Source organism: Pseudomonas sp. Irchel 3E13, assembly GCF_900187455.1.
Lineage (GTDB): Bacteria > Pseudomonadota > Gammaproteobacteria > Pseudomonadales > Pseudomonadaceae > Aquipseudomonas.
Window position 1 is genome coordinate 168,762 of record NZ_FYDX01000010.1, and the last position, 16,161, is coordinate 184,922.

Sequence of the window (16,161 nt, forward strand, 5' to 3'; positions counted from 1 at the left end):
GCATGTTGCAGGTGCCTTTACTGATAGGCGGGCGGTCGTGCCCCGCCAGTGATGGACGGACGTTCGAGCGGCGCAATCCGGTAACCGGCGAGCTGGTGTCGCAGGTCGCTGCCGCCACCCTCGAGGATGCCGACGCCGCGGTCGCCGCTGCCCACGCTGCATTCCCGGCCTGGGCGCAACTGGCGCCCAACGAACGGCGCAGCCGCCTGCTGGCGGCGGCCGACGCCTTGCAGGCCCGCACCGCCGAATTCATCACCGCCGCCGGCGAGACCGGGGCCATGGCCAACTGGTACGGCTTCAACGTCAAGCTGGCCGCCGGCATGCTGCGCGAAGCCGCGTCCATGACCACCCAGATCACCGGCGAGGTGATCCCCTCCGATGTGCCCGGCAGTTTCGCCATGGCCGTGCGCGCCCCGTGTGGCGTGGTGCTGGGCATTGCGCCGTGGAACGCGCCGGTGATTCTCGCCACCCGCGCCATCGCCATGCCGCTGGCCTGCGGCAATACCGTGGTGCTCAAGGCGTCGGAACTCAGCCCCGCCGTACACCGGCTGATCGGCCAGGTGCTGCAGGATGCCGGCCTTGGCGATGGCGTGGTCAACGTCATCAGCAACGCCCCGGCTGACGCGCCGGCGATTGTCGAACGGCTGATCGCCAACCCCGCCGTGCGCCGGGTCAATTTCACCGGCTCGACCCATGTCGGGCGTATCGTCGGCGAACTGGCGGCGCGGCACCTGAAGCCGGCGCTGCTGGAACTGGGCGGCAAGGCACCGTTCCTGGTGCTGGACGACGCCGACCTGGACGCCGCCGTCGAGGCCGCGGCCTTCGGCGCCTACTTCAACCAGGGGCAGATCTGCATGTCCACCGAGCGCCTGGTGCTGGACAACCGTATCGCCGACGCCTTCGTCGACAAGCTCGCGGCCAAGGTCGCGGGGTTGCCGGCCGGTGATCCGAAAGACCCGACCTCGGTGCTCGGTTCACTGGTGGACAGCGGCGCCGGCGAGCGGATCAAAGCGCTGATCGATGACGCTGTGCAGAAGGGCGCGCGGCTGGTCTGCGGCGGCCAACTGGACGGCAGCATCCTGCAGCCGACCCTGCTCGACAACGTTGACGCGAGCATGCGCCTGTACCGCGAAGAGTCCTTCGGGCCGGTGGCGGTGGTGCTGCGCGGCGACGGCGACGAAGCCCTGCTGGCCCTGGCCAATGATTCGGAATTCGGCCTCTCGGCGGCGATCTTCAGCCGCGACACCTCGCGGGCGCTGGTCCTGGCCCAGCGCGTCGAATCGGGCATCTGCCATATCAACGGGCCGACCGTGCACGACGAGGCGCAGATGCCGTTCGGCGGCGTGAAATCCAGCGGCTACGGCAGCTTCGGCAGCCGCACGGCCATCGACCAGTTCACCCAACTGCGCTGGATCACCTTGCAGCATGGCCCGCGGCACTACCCGATCTGACACGTCGAGCAACACCCGCCGCCTGGCGCATCCGGGCGGCGGCACGACAGACAACAAGAACAAGGAGCAACCTGCGTGAATTCCGAAGCCAGCCCACGGACGAACGCCCGTGCCGAAATGCCGCGCTACCGGCAGGTGTCCATCGGTCATCCCGAAGTGGCGGTGAGCGAGGTGGACGGCGTCCTGCGCATGCGTGCCATCGAACCCCTCGCGCCGCTCCCCGCGCGCCTGCTTGACCGCCTGCTGCACTGGGCCGAGGTGCGTCCGCAACAGACCTTTATCGCTGCCCGCCAGGGCGACGGCGCCTGGCGCGAGATCAGCTACGCCGAGATGCTCGGGCAGGTGCGGGCGATCGCCGCCGGCTTGCTGGACTTCGGCTTGTCCGCCGAGCGGCCGCTGGCGATTCTCTCGGGCAACGATATCGAGCACCTGCAGATTGCCCTCGGCGCCATGTACGCCGGCATTCCGTATTGCCCGGTGTCGCCGGCCTACGCCTTGCTGTCCCAGGATTTCGCCAAGCTGCGGCATGTCTGCGACGTGCTGACGCCGGGCCTGGTGTTCGTCACCGACAGCCAACCGTTCCAGCGCGCCATCGACGCAGTGCTGGACGAATCCGTCGCAGTGATCAGCGTGCGCGGCACGGTGCCAGGCCGGCGTACGGTGGATTTCGCCAGCCTGCTGCAAAGCGGCGACCTGACCAAAGCCGATGCCGCCTTCGCCGCCACCGGCCCCGACACCATCGCCAAATTCCTCTTCACCTCCGGCTCGACCAAACTGCCGAAGGCGGTGATCACCACCCAGCGCATGCTCTGCGCCAACCAGCAGATGCTGTTGCAGACCTTCCCGGTGTTCGCCGAGGAGCCGCCGGTGCTGGTGGACTGGCTGCCGTGGAACCACACCTTCGGTGGCAGCCACAACCTCGGCATCGTCCTGTACAACGGCGGCAGCTTCTACCTCGACGGCGGCAAGCCGACGCCCCAGGGCTTCGCCGAAACCCTGCGCAACTTGCGCGAGATTTCCCCCACGGCCTACCTCACCGTGCCCAAGGGCTGGGAGGAACTGGTCAAGGCGCTGGAGCAGGACCGCGAGTTGCGCGACTGTTTCTTCGCCCGCATGAAGCTGTTCTTCTTCGCCGCCGCGGGCCTGTCGCAAAGTGTCTGGGACCGCCTCGACCGGGTCGCCGAAGCGCATTGCGGCGAACGCATCCGCATGATGGCCGGCCTCGGCATGACCGAAGCCTCGCCGTCCTGCACCTTCACCACCGGGCCGCTGTCCATGGCCGGCTACATCGGCCTGCCGGCGCCGGGTTGCGAAGTGAAGCTGGTGCCGGTGGGCGACAAACTGGAAGGGCGTTTCCGCGGCCCGCACATCATGCCCGGCTACTGGCGCGCGGCGCAGCAGACTGCCGAGGTGTTCGACGAGGAAGGTTTCTATTGCTCGGGCGACGCCCTGAAGCTCGCCGACCCACGGCAGAGCCAGCTTGGTCTGATGTTCGACGGGCGCATTGCCGAAGACTTCAAGCTGTCTTCCGGGGTCTTCGTCAGCGTCGGTCCGCTGCGCAACCGCGCGGTGCTGGAAGGCTCGCCTTATGTGCAAGACATCGTGGTCGCCGCGCCGGACCGTGAATGCCTGGGCATTCTGGTGTTTGCGCGGTTGCCGGAGTGTCGGCAACTGGCCGGGTTGGGGGAGGGCGCGAGTGACGCCGAGGTGCTCGGCAGCGCGGCGGTGCGCACCTGGTTCGCCGGCTGGCTGGAGCGGCTGAACCGCGACGCCCAAGGCAACGCCAGCCGCATCGAATGGCTGGCGCTGATGGAAGAAGCACCGTCGATCGACCTCGGCGAAATCACCGACAAGGGCTCGATCAACCAGCGCGCCGTGTTGCAGCGCCGTGCGGCGCGGGTCGAGGCGCTGTACCGCGGCGAGGACGCGAGCATGCTTCGCGCCCAGGTGCGGCCATGAGCGGCGGCGGGCTGTGCAGCCGCTTCGAGGACGCGGCGATTGTCGAGATCGTGCGCACGCCGTGGACCGATCTTGGCGGCGCGCTGGCGCAGGTGTCGCCCATCGACCTCGGCATCAAGGCCGGGCGTGAAGTGCTGGCCCGCGCCGGGGTCGATCCGGCCACGGTGGACAGCGTGCTCGGCGGCAGCATGGCCCAGGCCAGCTTCGACGCCTACATGCTGCCGCGGCATATCGGCCTGTACAGCGGCGTGCCGCAAAGCGTACCGGCGCTGGCCGTGCAACGTATCTGCGGCACCGGCCTGGAACTGCTGCGCCAGGCCGGCGAGCAATTGCACAGTGGCGTGGAGCAGGTGCTGTGCGTGGGCGCCGAATCCATGTCGCGCAATCCGATTGCCGCCTACGAGCACCGCGGCGGTTTCCGTCTCGGCGCGCCCGTGGGCTTCAAGGATTTTCTCTGGGAAGCGCTATACGACCCGGCGGCCGGGGTGGACATGATCGGCACCGCGGAAAACCTCGCCCGCGAGTACGGCCTGAGCCGCGACGTCGTGGATGCCTGGGCCCTGCGCAGCCATCAGCGCGCCCTGGAAGCCCAGGCGGCGGGCTGGTTCGACGAGGAAATCGTCAGCGTCCGCAGCGAAACCTTCGAAGCCGAAGAGTGCCTGCCGCGCAGCATCGAGCTGCCTCGCGGTGTCAGCGTGGTGGATCGCGACAGCCATCCACGGCCCACCGACAGCGCCGCCCTGGCTCGCCTTCGCGCAGTACACAGCGGTGGCGTGCAGACCGCCGGCAACAGTTGCGCGGTGGTGGACGGCGCGGCGGCGGCGCTGGTCTGTCGTTATTCCGCCTGTTCCACACTACCGCTGGCACGGCTGCTGATGGTCACGGCGGTGGGGGTTGCGCCGGGCACCATGGGCATCGGCCCGGCGCCGGCGATTCGCCTGCTGCTGGAGCGCAGCGGTTTGCGCCTGGAGCAGATCGACCGCTTCGAAATCAACGAGGCCCAGGCCGCCCAGGTGCTGGCCGTGGTTCAGGCGCTGGAGCTGGACCCGCAGCGGCTGAACGTGCACGGCGGCTCCATCGCCCTCGGCCATCCGCTGGCAGCCACCGGCCTGCGCCTGGTGCAGACCCTGGCCCGGCAACTGCGCCGCGACAACCTGCGCTATGGCATCGCTGCCGCCTGTATCGGCGGCGGGCAGGGCATGGCGCTGCTGATCGAAAACCCGCACTTCAAAGGATGAGGTCACGCATCGCCTACAAGGCGCCGTTGGGCGATATGCAATTCGTGCTGCAACACTGGCTGCGGGTCGAGCAAGACTGGCAGGCGCTGCCGGCCTACGCCGAGGTCGATCTGGAACTGGCGATGCAGGTGCTGGAAGAAGCCGCGCGTTTTACCGGCGAAGTGCTGGCGCCGTTGAACGGGCCGGGTGATCGCCAGGGCTGCCGCTTCAGCGACGGTGAAGTGCACACGCCCGAGGGCTTCGCCGCCGCGTATCGTGCCTACGTCGACGGCGGCTGGCCGGCGCTGGCCTGCGATCCGCAGTTGGACGGTCAAGGCCTGCCGCAGGTGCTCGATGCGGCCCTGCAGGAAATGCTCTACGCCAGCAACCACGCCTGGGCCATGTACACCGGCATCGCCCACGGCGCTTACCTGTGCCTCAAGACCCACGCCTCGGCGGCGCTTCAGCAGCGTTACCTGCCGGGCATCATCAGGGGCGAAATGCTGCCGACCATGTGCCTGACCGAGCCCCAGGCTGGCAGCGATATCGGCCTGCTGCGCAGCCGCGCCGAGCCCCTGGCCGATGGCAGCTACAGCGTCAGCGGCAACAAGCTGTTCATCTCCGGCGGCGAACACGACCTGACCCACGACATCCTGCATCTGGTGCTGGCGCGTTTGCCGGATGCACCGCAAGGCAGTCGCGGGCTGTCCTTGCTGCTGGTGCCTAAATGGCTCGACGACGGCCAGCGCAACAGCGTTTATTGCGACGGCTTGGAACACAAACTGGGCATTCGCGGCAGCGCCACCTGCGCGTTGCGTTTCGATCAGGCCAAGGGCTGGCTGGTGGGCGAGGCCCACGGCGGGCTGGCGGCGATGTTCGTGATGATGAATTCGGCGCGGCTGCATGTCGGCCTGCAAGGGCTCGGGCATGCCGAAGCAGCCTGGCAGAGCGCTCGCGACTATGCCCTGGAGCGCCGGCAGATGCGCGCGCCGCGTCGTCCCGAACAGGTGCCGGCCGCGGATGCCGATCCGATCCACCTGCACCCGGCGATGCGCCGCATCCTGCTGGAACTGCGGGTGCGCAGCGAAGGCATGCGTGCCCTTGGTTACTGGGCGGCGCACTGGCTGGATATCGCCAGCGAATCCGCCGACCCGGCGCAGCGCGCCAAGGCCGGGCAACTGGCCGCGTTGCTTACGCCGATCGTCAAAGCCAGTTTTACCGAACAGGGTTTCAGCCTCGCGAGCAAGGCGCTGCAGGTGTTTGGCGGTTATGGCTACACGGGTGAATTCCCCATTGAGCAGACCTTGCGCGACAGCCGCATTGCGATGATCTACGAGGGCAGCAACGAGATTCAGGCCAACGATCTGCTGCTGCGCAAAGTACTGGGCGATGGCGGTGAGGTGTTCGCCGTGCTGCTGGCTGAGTTGCGTGCTGAGGTCGCGGCGGGGCGGGCGTCCGGTGTGGCGTTTTCCGATGCTTTGGGTGAGGTGTGCGAGCGGCTTGAAACGTTGCTGCCTGAGGTTCGAGCGTTTAGTGCTGAAGACAGTGAATACCCGTACCGCGCCGCCGGTGATTTTCTCCAGCTCTGCGCCACCAGCCTGCTGGCGTTCGCCTGGGCGCGCAGTGCCCGCTGCGTGGCGGGGTTGGCGGAGGATGATCCGTTGCGTCGGGAAAAGCTGGAAAGTGCGGGGTTCTGTTTTGATTATCTGTTGCCGGATTTTGATCGGCAGCTTGCCGGGGTTCGGGCGGCGCGGTTGCCGTTGCCGTTTGTTGGAGGAGAGTGAGTTTTCAGCGTCCTTGAGATCGAGCACCGCTTACGCGGCGCATCGCGAGCAAGCTCGCTCCTACACTGTGGTCCAGGCGTTTTGTAGGAGCGAGCTTGCTCGCGATGCGCCGCGGAGGCGGCGCTCGATCTTGAGAACGCTGAAAAACACCCGGCCACCCCCATCCAGCTATCCACAACCCGCATGGCAACCTTGCAGAAATCGGTGAGCTCCCAGCTTCAGGCCCGGTGCTATAGTCTGCCACCCGGCTTGGCCAAGCTGCCCGAACCCGCATTCCAGAGGAGCGCCTGTGAGCACCTTTACCTATACGGTCAGCCCCGATGTCTTTGACGATCACCCCGACTACCGCCGTGGCGTGGTGGTCTTCCGCAACCTCGACAACACCCTCCCCGACGCCGAGCTGACCGCGCTGTTGCGCGCCACCGAGCAAGCACTGCGCGAGCGGGTCACTGGCAATCCCGCCGACTACCCGCAGATCGCCGCCTGGCGCGAGGCCTATCGCCGTTTCGGCGCCAAACCCTCGGAGCACCGCAGCGCCATCGAAGCCCTCGCGCGCCGGGTACTCAAGCCCGACAACCTGCCGGACATCAACCCGCTGGTGGATATCGGCAACCTGTTGTCCCTGCGCTATGTGCTGCCCGCTGGCGTGCACCCGATCGGCCCGCAATCGAAGGCGATCGAACTGCGCAAGACCGTGGCCGCCGACCGCTTTCTGGTGGACGCCGCCGCCGAGCCGGAAACCATCGCGCCCGGCGAAATCGTCCTGGCCGCCGGCACGCGGGTGCTGACCCGGCGCTGGACCTGGCGCCAGGCCGCCGATACCCGCACCCTGGCCGATACCCGCTGCGTGTTCTTCGATATCGACGGCCTGCCGCCGACCACCGCCGAGGACGTGCGTTCGGCCATGGCCGACCTGGTCGAACTGGTGGCGCGCTACTGCGGTGGCGAGTGTGTCGGCCACGCCGTGCTGCACGCCGGACAGCCGACCCTGACCCTCAGCCTCGACTGAGCCCGTCGACATGAATCCCGCCTTCAACAACCTGAGCGTGACCCAGTTGCGCGTGCTGGCGACCCTGCTGGACGTGCGCAACCTCAGTCACGCGGCGACGCGCCTGGGCGCCAGCCAGTCGGCGCTGAGCCGGCACCTGGCGCAGTTTCGCGAGGCGTTTGGCGATCCGCTGCTGGTGCGCCAGGGGCGTCAGTACATCCTCAGCGAGCGCGGGGTGGAACTGCTGGAACCGTTGAAGCAGGTGCTCGAACAGTTACAGGCGCTGGGCACGCCCTCGCGGTTCTCGCCGGCCACTTGCGAACGGCGTTTCGCCATGGCCGGCTCCGATCACGTTGCCGAGCACATCCTGCCGCAACTGCTCGCCGACCTGGCGCGGGTGGCGCCGAACGTCAGCATCGATTTCCGCCCGTGGGAGGCCAACCGTTTCGACTGGCTGGCCAGCGGCAAAGTCGACCTGGCCACCAGCATGATCGAAGACACCCCCGCCGAGTTTCATGGCCGGGTGATCGGCGAGGACGTCGCCGTGTGCTGCATGCGCAGCGATCATCCGCTCGCGGCGCAGACGCAGTTGAGCCTGGAGCAGTTTCTGGACTGGCCGCATTTGAAGATCAGCACCGGCGGCGACAAGGACAGCTTCGTCGATGCCTACCTGCGCAAGCACAACCTGCACCGCGACCTGAAACTCACGGTGCCGTATTACTCGGCGGCGCTGGCGGTGATCCAGCGCAGCGACATGCTGCTGATGCTGCCCGAGCATATCGCCCGCAAATGGGTCGAGCAGGCCGACGTTTGCTGGCGCCCGCTGGCATTCGTCCGCCATCCGTTCCGTTATTGGGTGGTCTGGCACAGCCGCACCCATAGCTCGGCGGAACAGCAGTGGTTCCGCACTTTCGTTTATGAGCATTGCCGTGGCTCGCAGTTTCTCAGCCCCGGCGAACAACTTCCGGTGTATCCGGCGTGAACAATCCGGCATTCGCATAGTTGCCATTCACTCTGGCTGGATGTTCATTTCCAGCATTGCTGATAACGTGAATGCCATCGAAGTAACCAAGCAACTTCGAGCACAAAAACACAACATCAACTTTTAACTTCACCTGCCGAACTATCGTCGGGCGCCGGGTCGTGCCGTGTCCGAAAAACAATATGGATAATAAAACGATGAGCAGAGCCACTCCTACGGATCACGCGTTATCGCGGGGTTTGTCCAATCGTCATATTCAAATGATCGGACTCGGCGGTGCCATTGGCACCGGATTGTTTCTCGGCAGTGCCGGGGTCATGAAGCTGGCGGGCCCTGGCTTGTTGCTGGGGTATGCCGTGGCCGGGCTGATCGCGTTCCTGATCATGCGCCAACTGGGGGAAATGCTGGTGGACGAGCCGGTGTCCGGTTCGCTGAGCCATTTCTCGACTAAATACTGTTCGCCCTTCGTCGGTTACCTCGCCGGCTGGAACTACACTGCCGGCTACATCCTGGTGGGCATGGCGGAACTGACCGCCGTCGGCAAGTACGTGCAGTTCTGGTGGCCGGACGTGCCCACCTGGGCCTGCGCCGCGTTCTTTTTCGTGCTGATCAACGGCCTCAATCTGCTGGCGGTGAAAGTCTACGGCGAGGCGGAATTCTGGTTCGCGGTGATCAAGGTGACGGCGGTGCTGATGATGATCGCCCTCGGCGGCTGGCTGCTGTTCGGCCCGACACCGCCGCCGACGGCTGCGGTCAGCAACCTGTGGAGCCACGGTGGTTTCCTGCCCAACGGCATCAGCGGGCTGATTCTCGCGTTGCCGCTGATCATGTTCGCCTTTGGCGGGCTGGAGTTCATCGGCTTTACCGCCGGCGAAGCACGCGATCCATCGAAGACCATTCCCAGCGCGATCAACAAGGTGCTGCACCGCATCGGCCTGTTCTACATCGCCGCCCTGGCGGTGTTGCTGGCGCTGACGCCGTGGGATGACCTGGTGGCTTCGCTGTCCGCCGGCGGCGATCCGTACAGCGCCAGCCCGTTCGTGAAAATCCTCGACCTGCTGGGCATCGGCGCGGCGGCCCATGTCCTTAATCTGGTGGTGCTGACCGCCGCGCTGTCGGTCTACAACGCCGTGGTCTATTGCACCGTGCGCCAGTTGCACGCCATGGCCGGGCAGGGCCATGCGCCGCGGCAACTGCTCAAGCTCAATCGCAACAATGTGCCGGTCAACGCGCTGATCGTGACGGCGGCGATTACAGCCCTGGCGGTGCTGCTCAACTGGTTGTCGCCCAACGGCACGCTGGAAGCCTTGATGGCACTGGTGGTTGCCACCACCATCATGAACTGGATGCTCACCAGTTATACCCACCTGAAGTTTCGCCGGGCCAAACAGGCGACGGGCGAGCACACGCACTATCGTTCGCCGTTGTTTCCCTTTGGCAACTATCTGTGCATCGCTTTCATCTTTTCGATCATGTTGATCATGGCGTTCATTCCGGCGATGCGTATATCGGTCTGGCTAATTCCTTTGTGGCTGATAGTTGTTTACGCCAGTTTCCGTAAATACCAATCCATCAAACCCGCCGCGCTCAACTTCGAATAATCCGCAACAGGTAATTAACAATGAAAACCGAACTTCCCGCTGTTCAGCAGCTCACGGGCGGCGATGCCCTGGTCGAGAGTTTGAAAGTGCAGGGCGTCGATACCGTATTCGCACTGCCCGGCGCGCAAATCTACGGCCTGACCGACGCCCTGGCGCGCAATGCCGACAGCATCCGCACCCTGGGTGCGCGACATGAACAGACCAGCGCCTACATGGCGTTCGGCTACGCCCGCTCCAGCGGTCGCCCCGGTGTGTTCAGCGTGGTGCCGGGGCCCGGCATTCTCAATGCCAGTGCCGCCATGCTCACCGCCCACGGCTGCAATGCGCCGGTGCTGGCGCTGACCGGTGATGTGATGAGCGGCTTCAAGGACCGTGGCCGTGGCCAGTTGCATGAGCTGCCGCGGCAACTGGAAATCCTCCAGGGCATCGGCAAATGGGCGGCGCATATCGAACAGCCGGCCGATGCGCCGTGGCAGGTGGCCCAGGCGTTCCAGGCCATGCAATCCGGGCGCCCCGGCGTGGTATCGCTGCAAGCCTCCTGGGACTTCTTCACCCGCAGCGCGGCGGTGCGCATGCAGGCGCCGCTGGCGCTGCAACCGACACCACCGGTGGACAGCGATGCCGTCGAGCGCGCGGCGAAACTGCTAAGCGCGGCCAAGGCGCCAATGATCTTCGTCGGTTCCGGAGCGCTGGAAGCCAGCGCCGAAGTCGGCCAACTGGCGGAGGTGCTGGGTGCGCCGGTGGTGAGTTTCCGTGGCGGTCGCGGCGTGGTGCCGGATGATCACCCGCTGGGCTTTACCGTTGCCGCCGGCGCCCGACTGTGGCCGCAGACCGATGTTGCCGTGGTCATCGGCTCGCGCTTCGAGCTGCTGGACATTCGTTGGCGCCATCGTCCGGCGGGGCTGAAGCTGATCCGCATCGACATCGACCCGGCCGAGGTGCGGCGCATGCCGGCCGAGGTCAACCTGCTGGCCGATGCCGGGGAGGGCGCCAGCGCCCTGGCGGAAGCCGTGCTCCGCGCCGGTCCGCCGAAGCGCCGCGACGCCGAGATTGCCGAAGCCAAGGCGGCGGCGGAACAGGCGATCCAGTGCGTGCAACCGCAGCTCGACTACCTGCGGGTGATTCGCGAGGTGCTGCCGCGTGACGGCTTCTTCGTCGAGGAAATCTCTCAGGTCGGCTTCACCTCGATCTTCGGTTTCCCGGTGTACAAACCGCGTACTTTGGTTACCTCGGGGCACCAGGGCACCCTCGGCTTCGGCTTTCCCACCGCACTCGGGGTCAAGGCCGCGCACCCGGACAAGGCGGTGGTGTCGATCTGCGGCGACGGCGGCTTCATGTTCGCCGCCCAGGAACTGGCCACGGCGGTGCAGTACCGGCTCAACCTGGTGACCATCGTGTTCAACAACAGTGCCTTCGGCAACGTCTACCGCGACCAGCAAGAGAGCTTCGCCGGTCGGCTGCTGGGCTCGGAACTGGTGAACCCGGACTTTGTGAGATTTGCCGAATCCTTCGGCGTTCAGGCGTTCCGGGTCGGCTCGCCGGCGCAACTGCGTCCCGTGTTGGAGCAGGCGTTCGCCGCCGACCGTCCGGTGCTGATCGAGGTCAGCGTGCCGCGCGGCGGCGACGCGAGCCCGTGGCCTTTCCTTCACCCCACGTTCGCTCACTGAGGAGCCCCTGATGTTCGAACATGTCGAGATATACCCCGGCGACCCGATCCTGTCGTTGATGGACGATTACCAGCGCGATCCGCGGGCCGGAAAGGTCAACCTGAGCATCGGCTTCTACTACGACGAGTACGGCGAAGTGCCGGTGCTGCCGTCGGTACGCCGGGCCAAGGCGTTGCTGGACGCACGGGCGGAAAGCGCCAACCTGTACCTGCCCATGGACGGCCATCCGGGATTCCGCGAAGCGGTGCAGGGCTATCTGTTCGGCGACCTTGATGGCGTCGACAGCGAGCGCATCGTCACCCTGCAAAGCGTCGGTGGTTCGGGCGCGCTGCGGGTCGGCGCGGACTTTCTCAAGCGCTACTACCCGCAGTCGCAGGTGTGGGTCAGCGACCCGACCTGGGACAACCACTTGGCGATTTTCCAGGGCGCCGGTTTCGCGGTGAACCGCTACCCGTACCTGGACGCCAGCGGTCAGGCGGTCGACTTCGCGGCCATGCTGGACGTGTTCGGCAAACTGCCGGCCCACAGCATCGTGTTGCTGCACGCCTGCTGTCACAACCCCACCGGCGTCGACCTCACGCCAGCGCAGTGGCAGCGCTTGTACGCGCTGTTCCGCGAGCGGTCGCTGATCCCGTTTCTCGACGCCGCCTACCTGGGGCTGGGGGAGGGGCTGGACGCGGACACCTACGCGATCCGCGCGCTGGCCCGCAGCGGTATCACCGGACTGGTGAGCAACTCGTTTTCCAAGGTGTTTTCGCTGTATGGCGAGCGGGTCGGTTCGCTGTCGGTGGTGTGCAAGGACGGCGAGATTGCCCGGCGCGTAGCCGGCCAGTTGAAGGGCACGGTGCGCACCAACTACTCCAACCCGCCACGGCATGGCGCGGAGCTGGTGGCGACGATTTTCGGCGATGCCGAACTGACGGCGCTGTGGCGGCAGGAACTGGACGCCATGCACGCGCGGATGGTGGGCATGCGCCAGGCGCTGTTCGATGAAGTGCGGCGTATCGATGCGCGCCGGGAGGTGGGTTACCTGCTGCGCCAGAAAGGCATGTTCAGCTACACCGGGCTGAGCGCCGACGCTGTCGATCGCATTCGCGAGCAGCATGGGGTGTACCTGATTCGCAGTGGGCGGATGTGTGTCGCGGGCCTAAACCAATCCAACCTGGCGACGGTGGCCAGGGCACTTTCGGACCATTGAGAGGGCTGTTTTTTTAAGTTGCCTCTGGCGCTCTTCGGGGCGCTTTTTTTGTTCGATCGTTTATGCCGCCAGCCAATGTTTACGGGCGCGTGACGGTGTGCGAACCCTCGGATAATGGCTCGAAGCCATCCATCAAAGCCGCGAAATAGAGCCCTCAAAGTCGAGAAACATTTCACATTTACGTCAATTTATTTCGAACTTTAGCGGAGAACGGTGCTTCAAAGCGGTGCGTTCGTTAATACATTACAGTCATGGAGGCTTCCCGAATGCCCACCCGTAAATTGCTCGCACCGACCTGCATCCTGGCCCTGCTGGGCGCACCTCTGGCGGCCGTTGCCGCACCGAGCACCGACCCGCTGTTCACCCTCGGCCTGACGGGCAGCTACGACAAATTCAAGTTTGAAGGCGGTGACGAGTCCGACTCCGACCATCTCGGCCAGGGCGGCGTGTTCGCCACCTTCGGCAACAAGCTGACTGCCGAATCCGGCTTCATCTACCAAGTTGGTGCCGAAGCCAAGTACGGCAAAAAAGACGACAACAAACTCAAGGAAGCCCAGGCCGATCTCGACCTCGGCTGGCGCGCGGCGCTGGATGCGCGCAATTTCATCGACGTGACCGTGGGCGGCGGCTATGGCTGGACGCGCTTCGAGCCGGCGATCAACGACATCGACGTGGAAATCACCTCAAAATCGCCGTTCGCCAAGGCTGCGCTGGGCTACAACCACCAGTTCGACACCTCGACCCTGCGTGTCGAAGTCGGCGCCCGTCACACCATCGACGGCCGCGCCAAGCTCAAGGTCGACGACTTCGGCAGCGACACCGTGGACCTCAAGGACCGCACCAACCCGTACGCCGAAGTCAGCCTGCTGCTGAACCAGCAGGGCGGCATGCCGGTGCAGGTCGGCGCGTACTACACCCGTACCGAGTACAAGCTGGACGAAGACTCGGACGTGGCCGACAACACCAAACTCAAGCGTGACGAGTTCGGTGTGAAGGTCGGTCTGGCGTTCTAAGCGCTTGATCGGTTCGAAGGGCCGGGGCGGCCCTTCGATATCGGCAGCGGAGTGCGCCGTTACTCCGCGGTCTGCAGCGTCGCCATATCAATGACGAAGCGGTACTTCACGTCCCCCGCGATCATGCGGCTGTAGGCTTCGTTGATGGCGCGGATATCGAGCATTTCGATATCGCAGCGAATGTCATGCGTGGCACAGAAATCCAGCACCTCCTGGGTCTCGGCGATGCCGCCGATCAACGACCCGGCGATCACCCGACGCTTGAGCACCAGATGGGCCGCATCGATGGCGGGCTCGATGGGTTCGATCAGGCCCACCAGAATATGCACGCCGTTGAACTTGAGCGTCTTGAGGTAGGGGTTGAGGTCGTGCTGCACCGGGATGGTGTCGAGCAGGAAATCGAAGTGATCGGCGACTGCAGCCATTTGCGCCGGATCGGTCGAGACCACGACGTGATCAGCGCCCTGACGGTGGGCTTCCTCGGCCTTCGCCGCCGAACGGGTGAACAGCGTGACTTCGGCGCCCAGCGCCTTGGCCAGCTTGATACCCATATGACCGAGCCCGCCCATGCCCAGAATGCCCACGCGGTGACCCGGTCCGACGCCGTGATGGCGCAGCGGCGAGTAGGTGGTGATGCCCGCGCAGAGGATCGGCGCCGCGCTCGGCAAGTCCATGCCGTCCGGGATCCGCAACACGAAATCTTCCCGCACCACGATGCAGTTGGAATAACCGCCCAGGGTGTAGCTGCCGTCCACGCGGTCTGGCGTGGTGTAGGTCATGGTCGGGCCTTCGAGGCAATACTGCTCGAGGTCGGCGTGGCAGGCGTCGCAGTGCTGGCAGGAATCGACCATGCAACCGACGCCGACCAGATCGCCGGGCTGATACTTGCTCGCCGCGCTACCGGTGGCGCGGACACGGCCAATGATTTCGTGGCCGGGCATCAGCGGGTAGACGGCGATTCCCCATTCGTTGCGTGCCTGATGGATATCGGAATGGCAGACGCCGCAGTAGAGGATATCGATGACGACATCGTTCGGGCGCGGGCTGCGGCGGTCGAAGGTCATCGGGGCGAGCGGCGCGCTGGCCGACTGGGCGGCGTAGCCAATGGCTTTGTACATAAGGGTGTCTCTGCACAGCGAAAAGAGGCGGCGCATTGTGCGGGCGAGGGGCGGGGATGCCGATGGGTAATCCTCCGGGTGTCATGCCTATTCCTCCAGTGCCGCGTGGATTGACGATAACCCGGCCGTGAAATCTGGGATCATGGGCGCCTCAATCACTCTTGCCTTCCCTCATGTCCGATCCTCATCACTTTCCAGTACGCCAGGCCCTGTGCGACCTGATCAAGCCGCTGGCCACGCGCCCCGGCTTTGTCGACACCTTGCTCAGTGACGTGCAGGTGCTTTCCTGGGCGGAGTATGTGGCCAGCAGCCCGCAGATCTACGAACCCAGCCTGATGGTCCTGGCGCAGGGCCGAAAGCTGGCGCGCCTGGGCGAACGAACGCTGGATTACGGGGCAGGGCAGTACCTGGTGCAGGCGCTGTCGGTGCCGTTCATGTGCGAGACCTTCGCCAGCGAGGCCGAGCCGCTGTACGGCGTGGCTGTCGGTATCGATCCACTGGTCCTGAGCGAAATGGTCCAGGCGATGGACCCGCTTCCCGCTGGCCTGGTCCGCGCGCAGACCCCGGAGTCCATGAGCTCCGCGCCCCTTGATGAGCCGATGCAGGACGCCGTGCTGCGGCTGTTGCAGTGCCTGCAACGACCCGAAGACGCCCGCGTGATGGGCGCCGCGCGGGTGCGCGAGGTGTATTTCGCGGCGCTCAACGGCCCGCAGGCCGGCGCGCTCAGAGCCTTGGTCGAGCAGCAGGGCCACTTCGCCCGGATCGGCGCCTCGCTGGCGTATCTGCGCGATCACTACGCCGACCCGCTCAGCATCGACGAACTGGCCGGCCGCGCGAACATGAGCGCTTCCGCGTTTCACGAACACTTCAAGCGCAACACCTTGCTGTCGCCTATCCAGTACCTCAAGCGGCTGCGGTTGTTGAAGGCGCAACAGATGTTGATCGGCGAGGGGTTGGGCGTCGCCCAGGTCGCGCACCGCGTGGGTTACCAGAGCAGCTCGCAGTTCAGTCGGGAATACAAAAGGCAGTTTTCGCGGAGCCCGGGGGATGAGGTGCCTTATCGGGGGATGGCGGTTTAGGGCGCGATCAGGCGGCCGCTATCTTTTGATATTGCGAACGATTCTCATAATTTGTACTCTAGCGCCCCTGCCACCTGTGCCTGGAACATGGGGGCTCCTGGAGC

12 protein-coding genes are annotated in these 16,161 nt (G+C 65.5%); 11 read left to right on the forward strand and 1 reads right to left on the reverse strand.

Annotation, left to right across the window (positions count from 1 at the left end):
• Positions 1 to 2 precede the first annotated feature (2 nt).
• From CKW37_RS19175 to CKW37_RS19220, 10 genes are all read left to right on the forward strand, one after another.
• The gene (locus tag CKW37_RS19175; protein ID WP_095157540.1) at positions 3 to 1,451 is read left to right on the forward strand and encodes an aldehyde dehydrogenase; all 1,449 of its coding nucleotides are present in this window, start codon (positions 3 to 5) and stop codon (positions 1,449 to 1,451) included.
• A 117-nt stretch (positions 1,452 to 1,568) separates the two neighbouring features.
• Positions 1,569 to 3,410: a feruloyl-CoA synthase gene (locus CKW37_RS19180; RefSeq protein WP_095157542.1), complete on the forward strand. Its 1,842-nt coding sequence runs from the start codon at positions 1,569 to 1,571 to the stop codon at positions 3,408 to 3,410.
• Positions 3,407 to 4,648 (forward strand): thiolase family protein, encoded by a 1,242-nt coding sequence (locus CKW37_RS19185; RefSeq protein ID WP_095157334.1) that lies wholly within the window; start codon positions 3,407 to 3,409, stop codon positions 4,646 to 4,648. The genes CKW37_RS19180 and CKW37_RS19185 overlap by 4 nt, the downstream gene beginning before the upstream one ends.
• On the forward strand, positions 4,645 to 6,411 hold the full coding sequence (locus CKW37_RS19190; RefSeq protein ID WP_095157336.1) for an acyl-CoA dehydrogenase: 1,767 nt from the start codon (positions 4,645 to 4,647) through the stop codon (positions 6,409 to 6,411). The genes CKW37_RS19185 and CKW37_RS19190 overlap by 4 nt, the downstream gene beginning before the upstream one ends.
• Before the next feature lie 289 nt (positions 6,412 to 6,700).
• Entirely contained in the window at positions 6,701 to 7,420 is a 720-nt protein-coding gene (locus CKW37_RS19195; protein WP_159985273.1) for a B3/4 domain-containing protein, read from the forward strand.
• A 10-nt stretch (positions 7,421 to 7,430) separates the two neighbouring features.
• On the forward strand, positions 7,431 to 8,381 hold the full coding sequence (locus CKW37_RS19200) for a LysR family transcriptional regulator (RefSeq protein ID WP_095157338.1): 951 nt from the start codon (positions 7,431 to 7,433) through the stop codon (positions 8,379 to 8,381).
• 197 nt (positions 8,382 to 8,578) lie between these two features.
• Positions 8,579 to 9,982 carry an amino acid permease gene (locus tag CKW37_RS19205; protein WP_371864304.1) on the forward strand — a complete coding sequence of 468 codons (1,404 nt, stop codon included), beginning with the start codon at positions 8,579 to 8,581 and terminating at the stop codon, positions 9,980 to 9,982.
• 20 nt (positions 9,983 to 10,002) lie between these two features.
• Positions 10,003 to 11,649: a thiamine pyrophosphate-dependent enzyme gene (locus CKW37_RS19210; protein ID WP_095157341.1), complete on the forward strand. Its 1,647-nt coding sequence runs from the start codon at positions 10,003 to 10,005 to the stop codon at positions 11,647 to 11,649.
• Positions 11,650 to 11,659: 10 nt separating this feature from the next.
• Positions 11,660 to 12,847, forward strand: coding sequence for an amino acid aminotransferase (locus tag CKW37_RS19215; RefSeq protein WP_095157344.1), 1,188 nt, complete (start codon positions 11,660 to 11,662; stop codon positions 12,845 to 12,847).
• A gap of 266 nt (positions 12,848 to 13,113) precedes the next feature.
• Positions 13,114 to 13,860: an outer membrane beta-barrel protein gene (locus CKW37_RS19220; RefSeq protein WP_095157346.1), complete on the forward strand. Its 747-nt coding sequence runs from the start codon at positions 13,114 to 13,116 to the stop codon at positions 13,858 to 13,860.
• 59 nt (positions 13,861 to 13,919) lie between these two features.
• Here CKW37_RS19220 and CKW37_RS19225 read toward each other — a convergent pair whose 3' ends face one another.
• Positions 13,920 to 14,978 (reverse strand): NAD(P)-dependent alcohol dehydrogenase, encoded by a 1,059-nt coding sequence (locus CKW37_RS19225; RefSeq protein ID WP_095157347.1) that lies wholly within the window; start codon positions 14,976 to 14,978, stop codon positions 13,920 to 13,922.
• Between the two features lie 173 nt (positions 14,979 to 15,151).
• Here CKW37_RS19225 and CKW37_RS19230 point away from each other — a divergent pair, with 173 nt between their 5' ends.
• The gene (locus tag CKW37_RS19230; protein ID WP_095157348.1) at positions 15,152 to 16,057 is read left to right on the forward strand and encodes an AraC family transcriptional regulator; all 906 of its coding nucleotides are present in this window, start codon (positions 15,152 to 15,154) and stop codon (positions 16,055 to 16,057) included.
• The last annotated feature ends 104 nt before the right edge of the window (positions 16,058 to 16,161 follow it).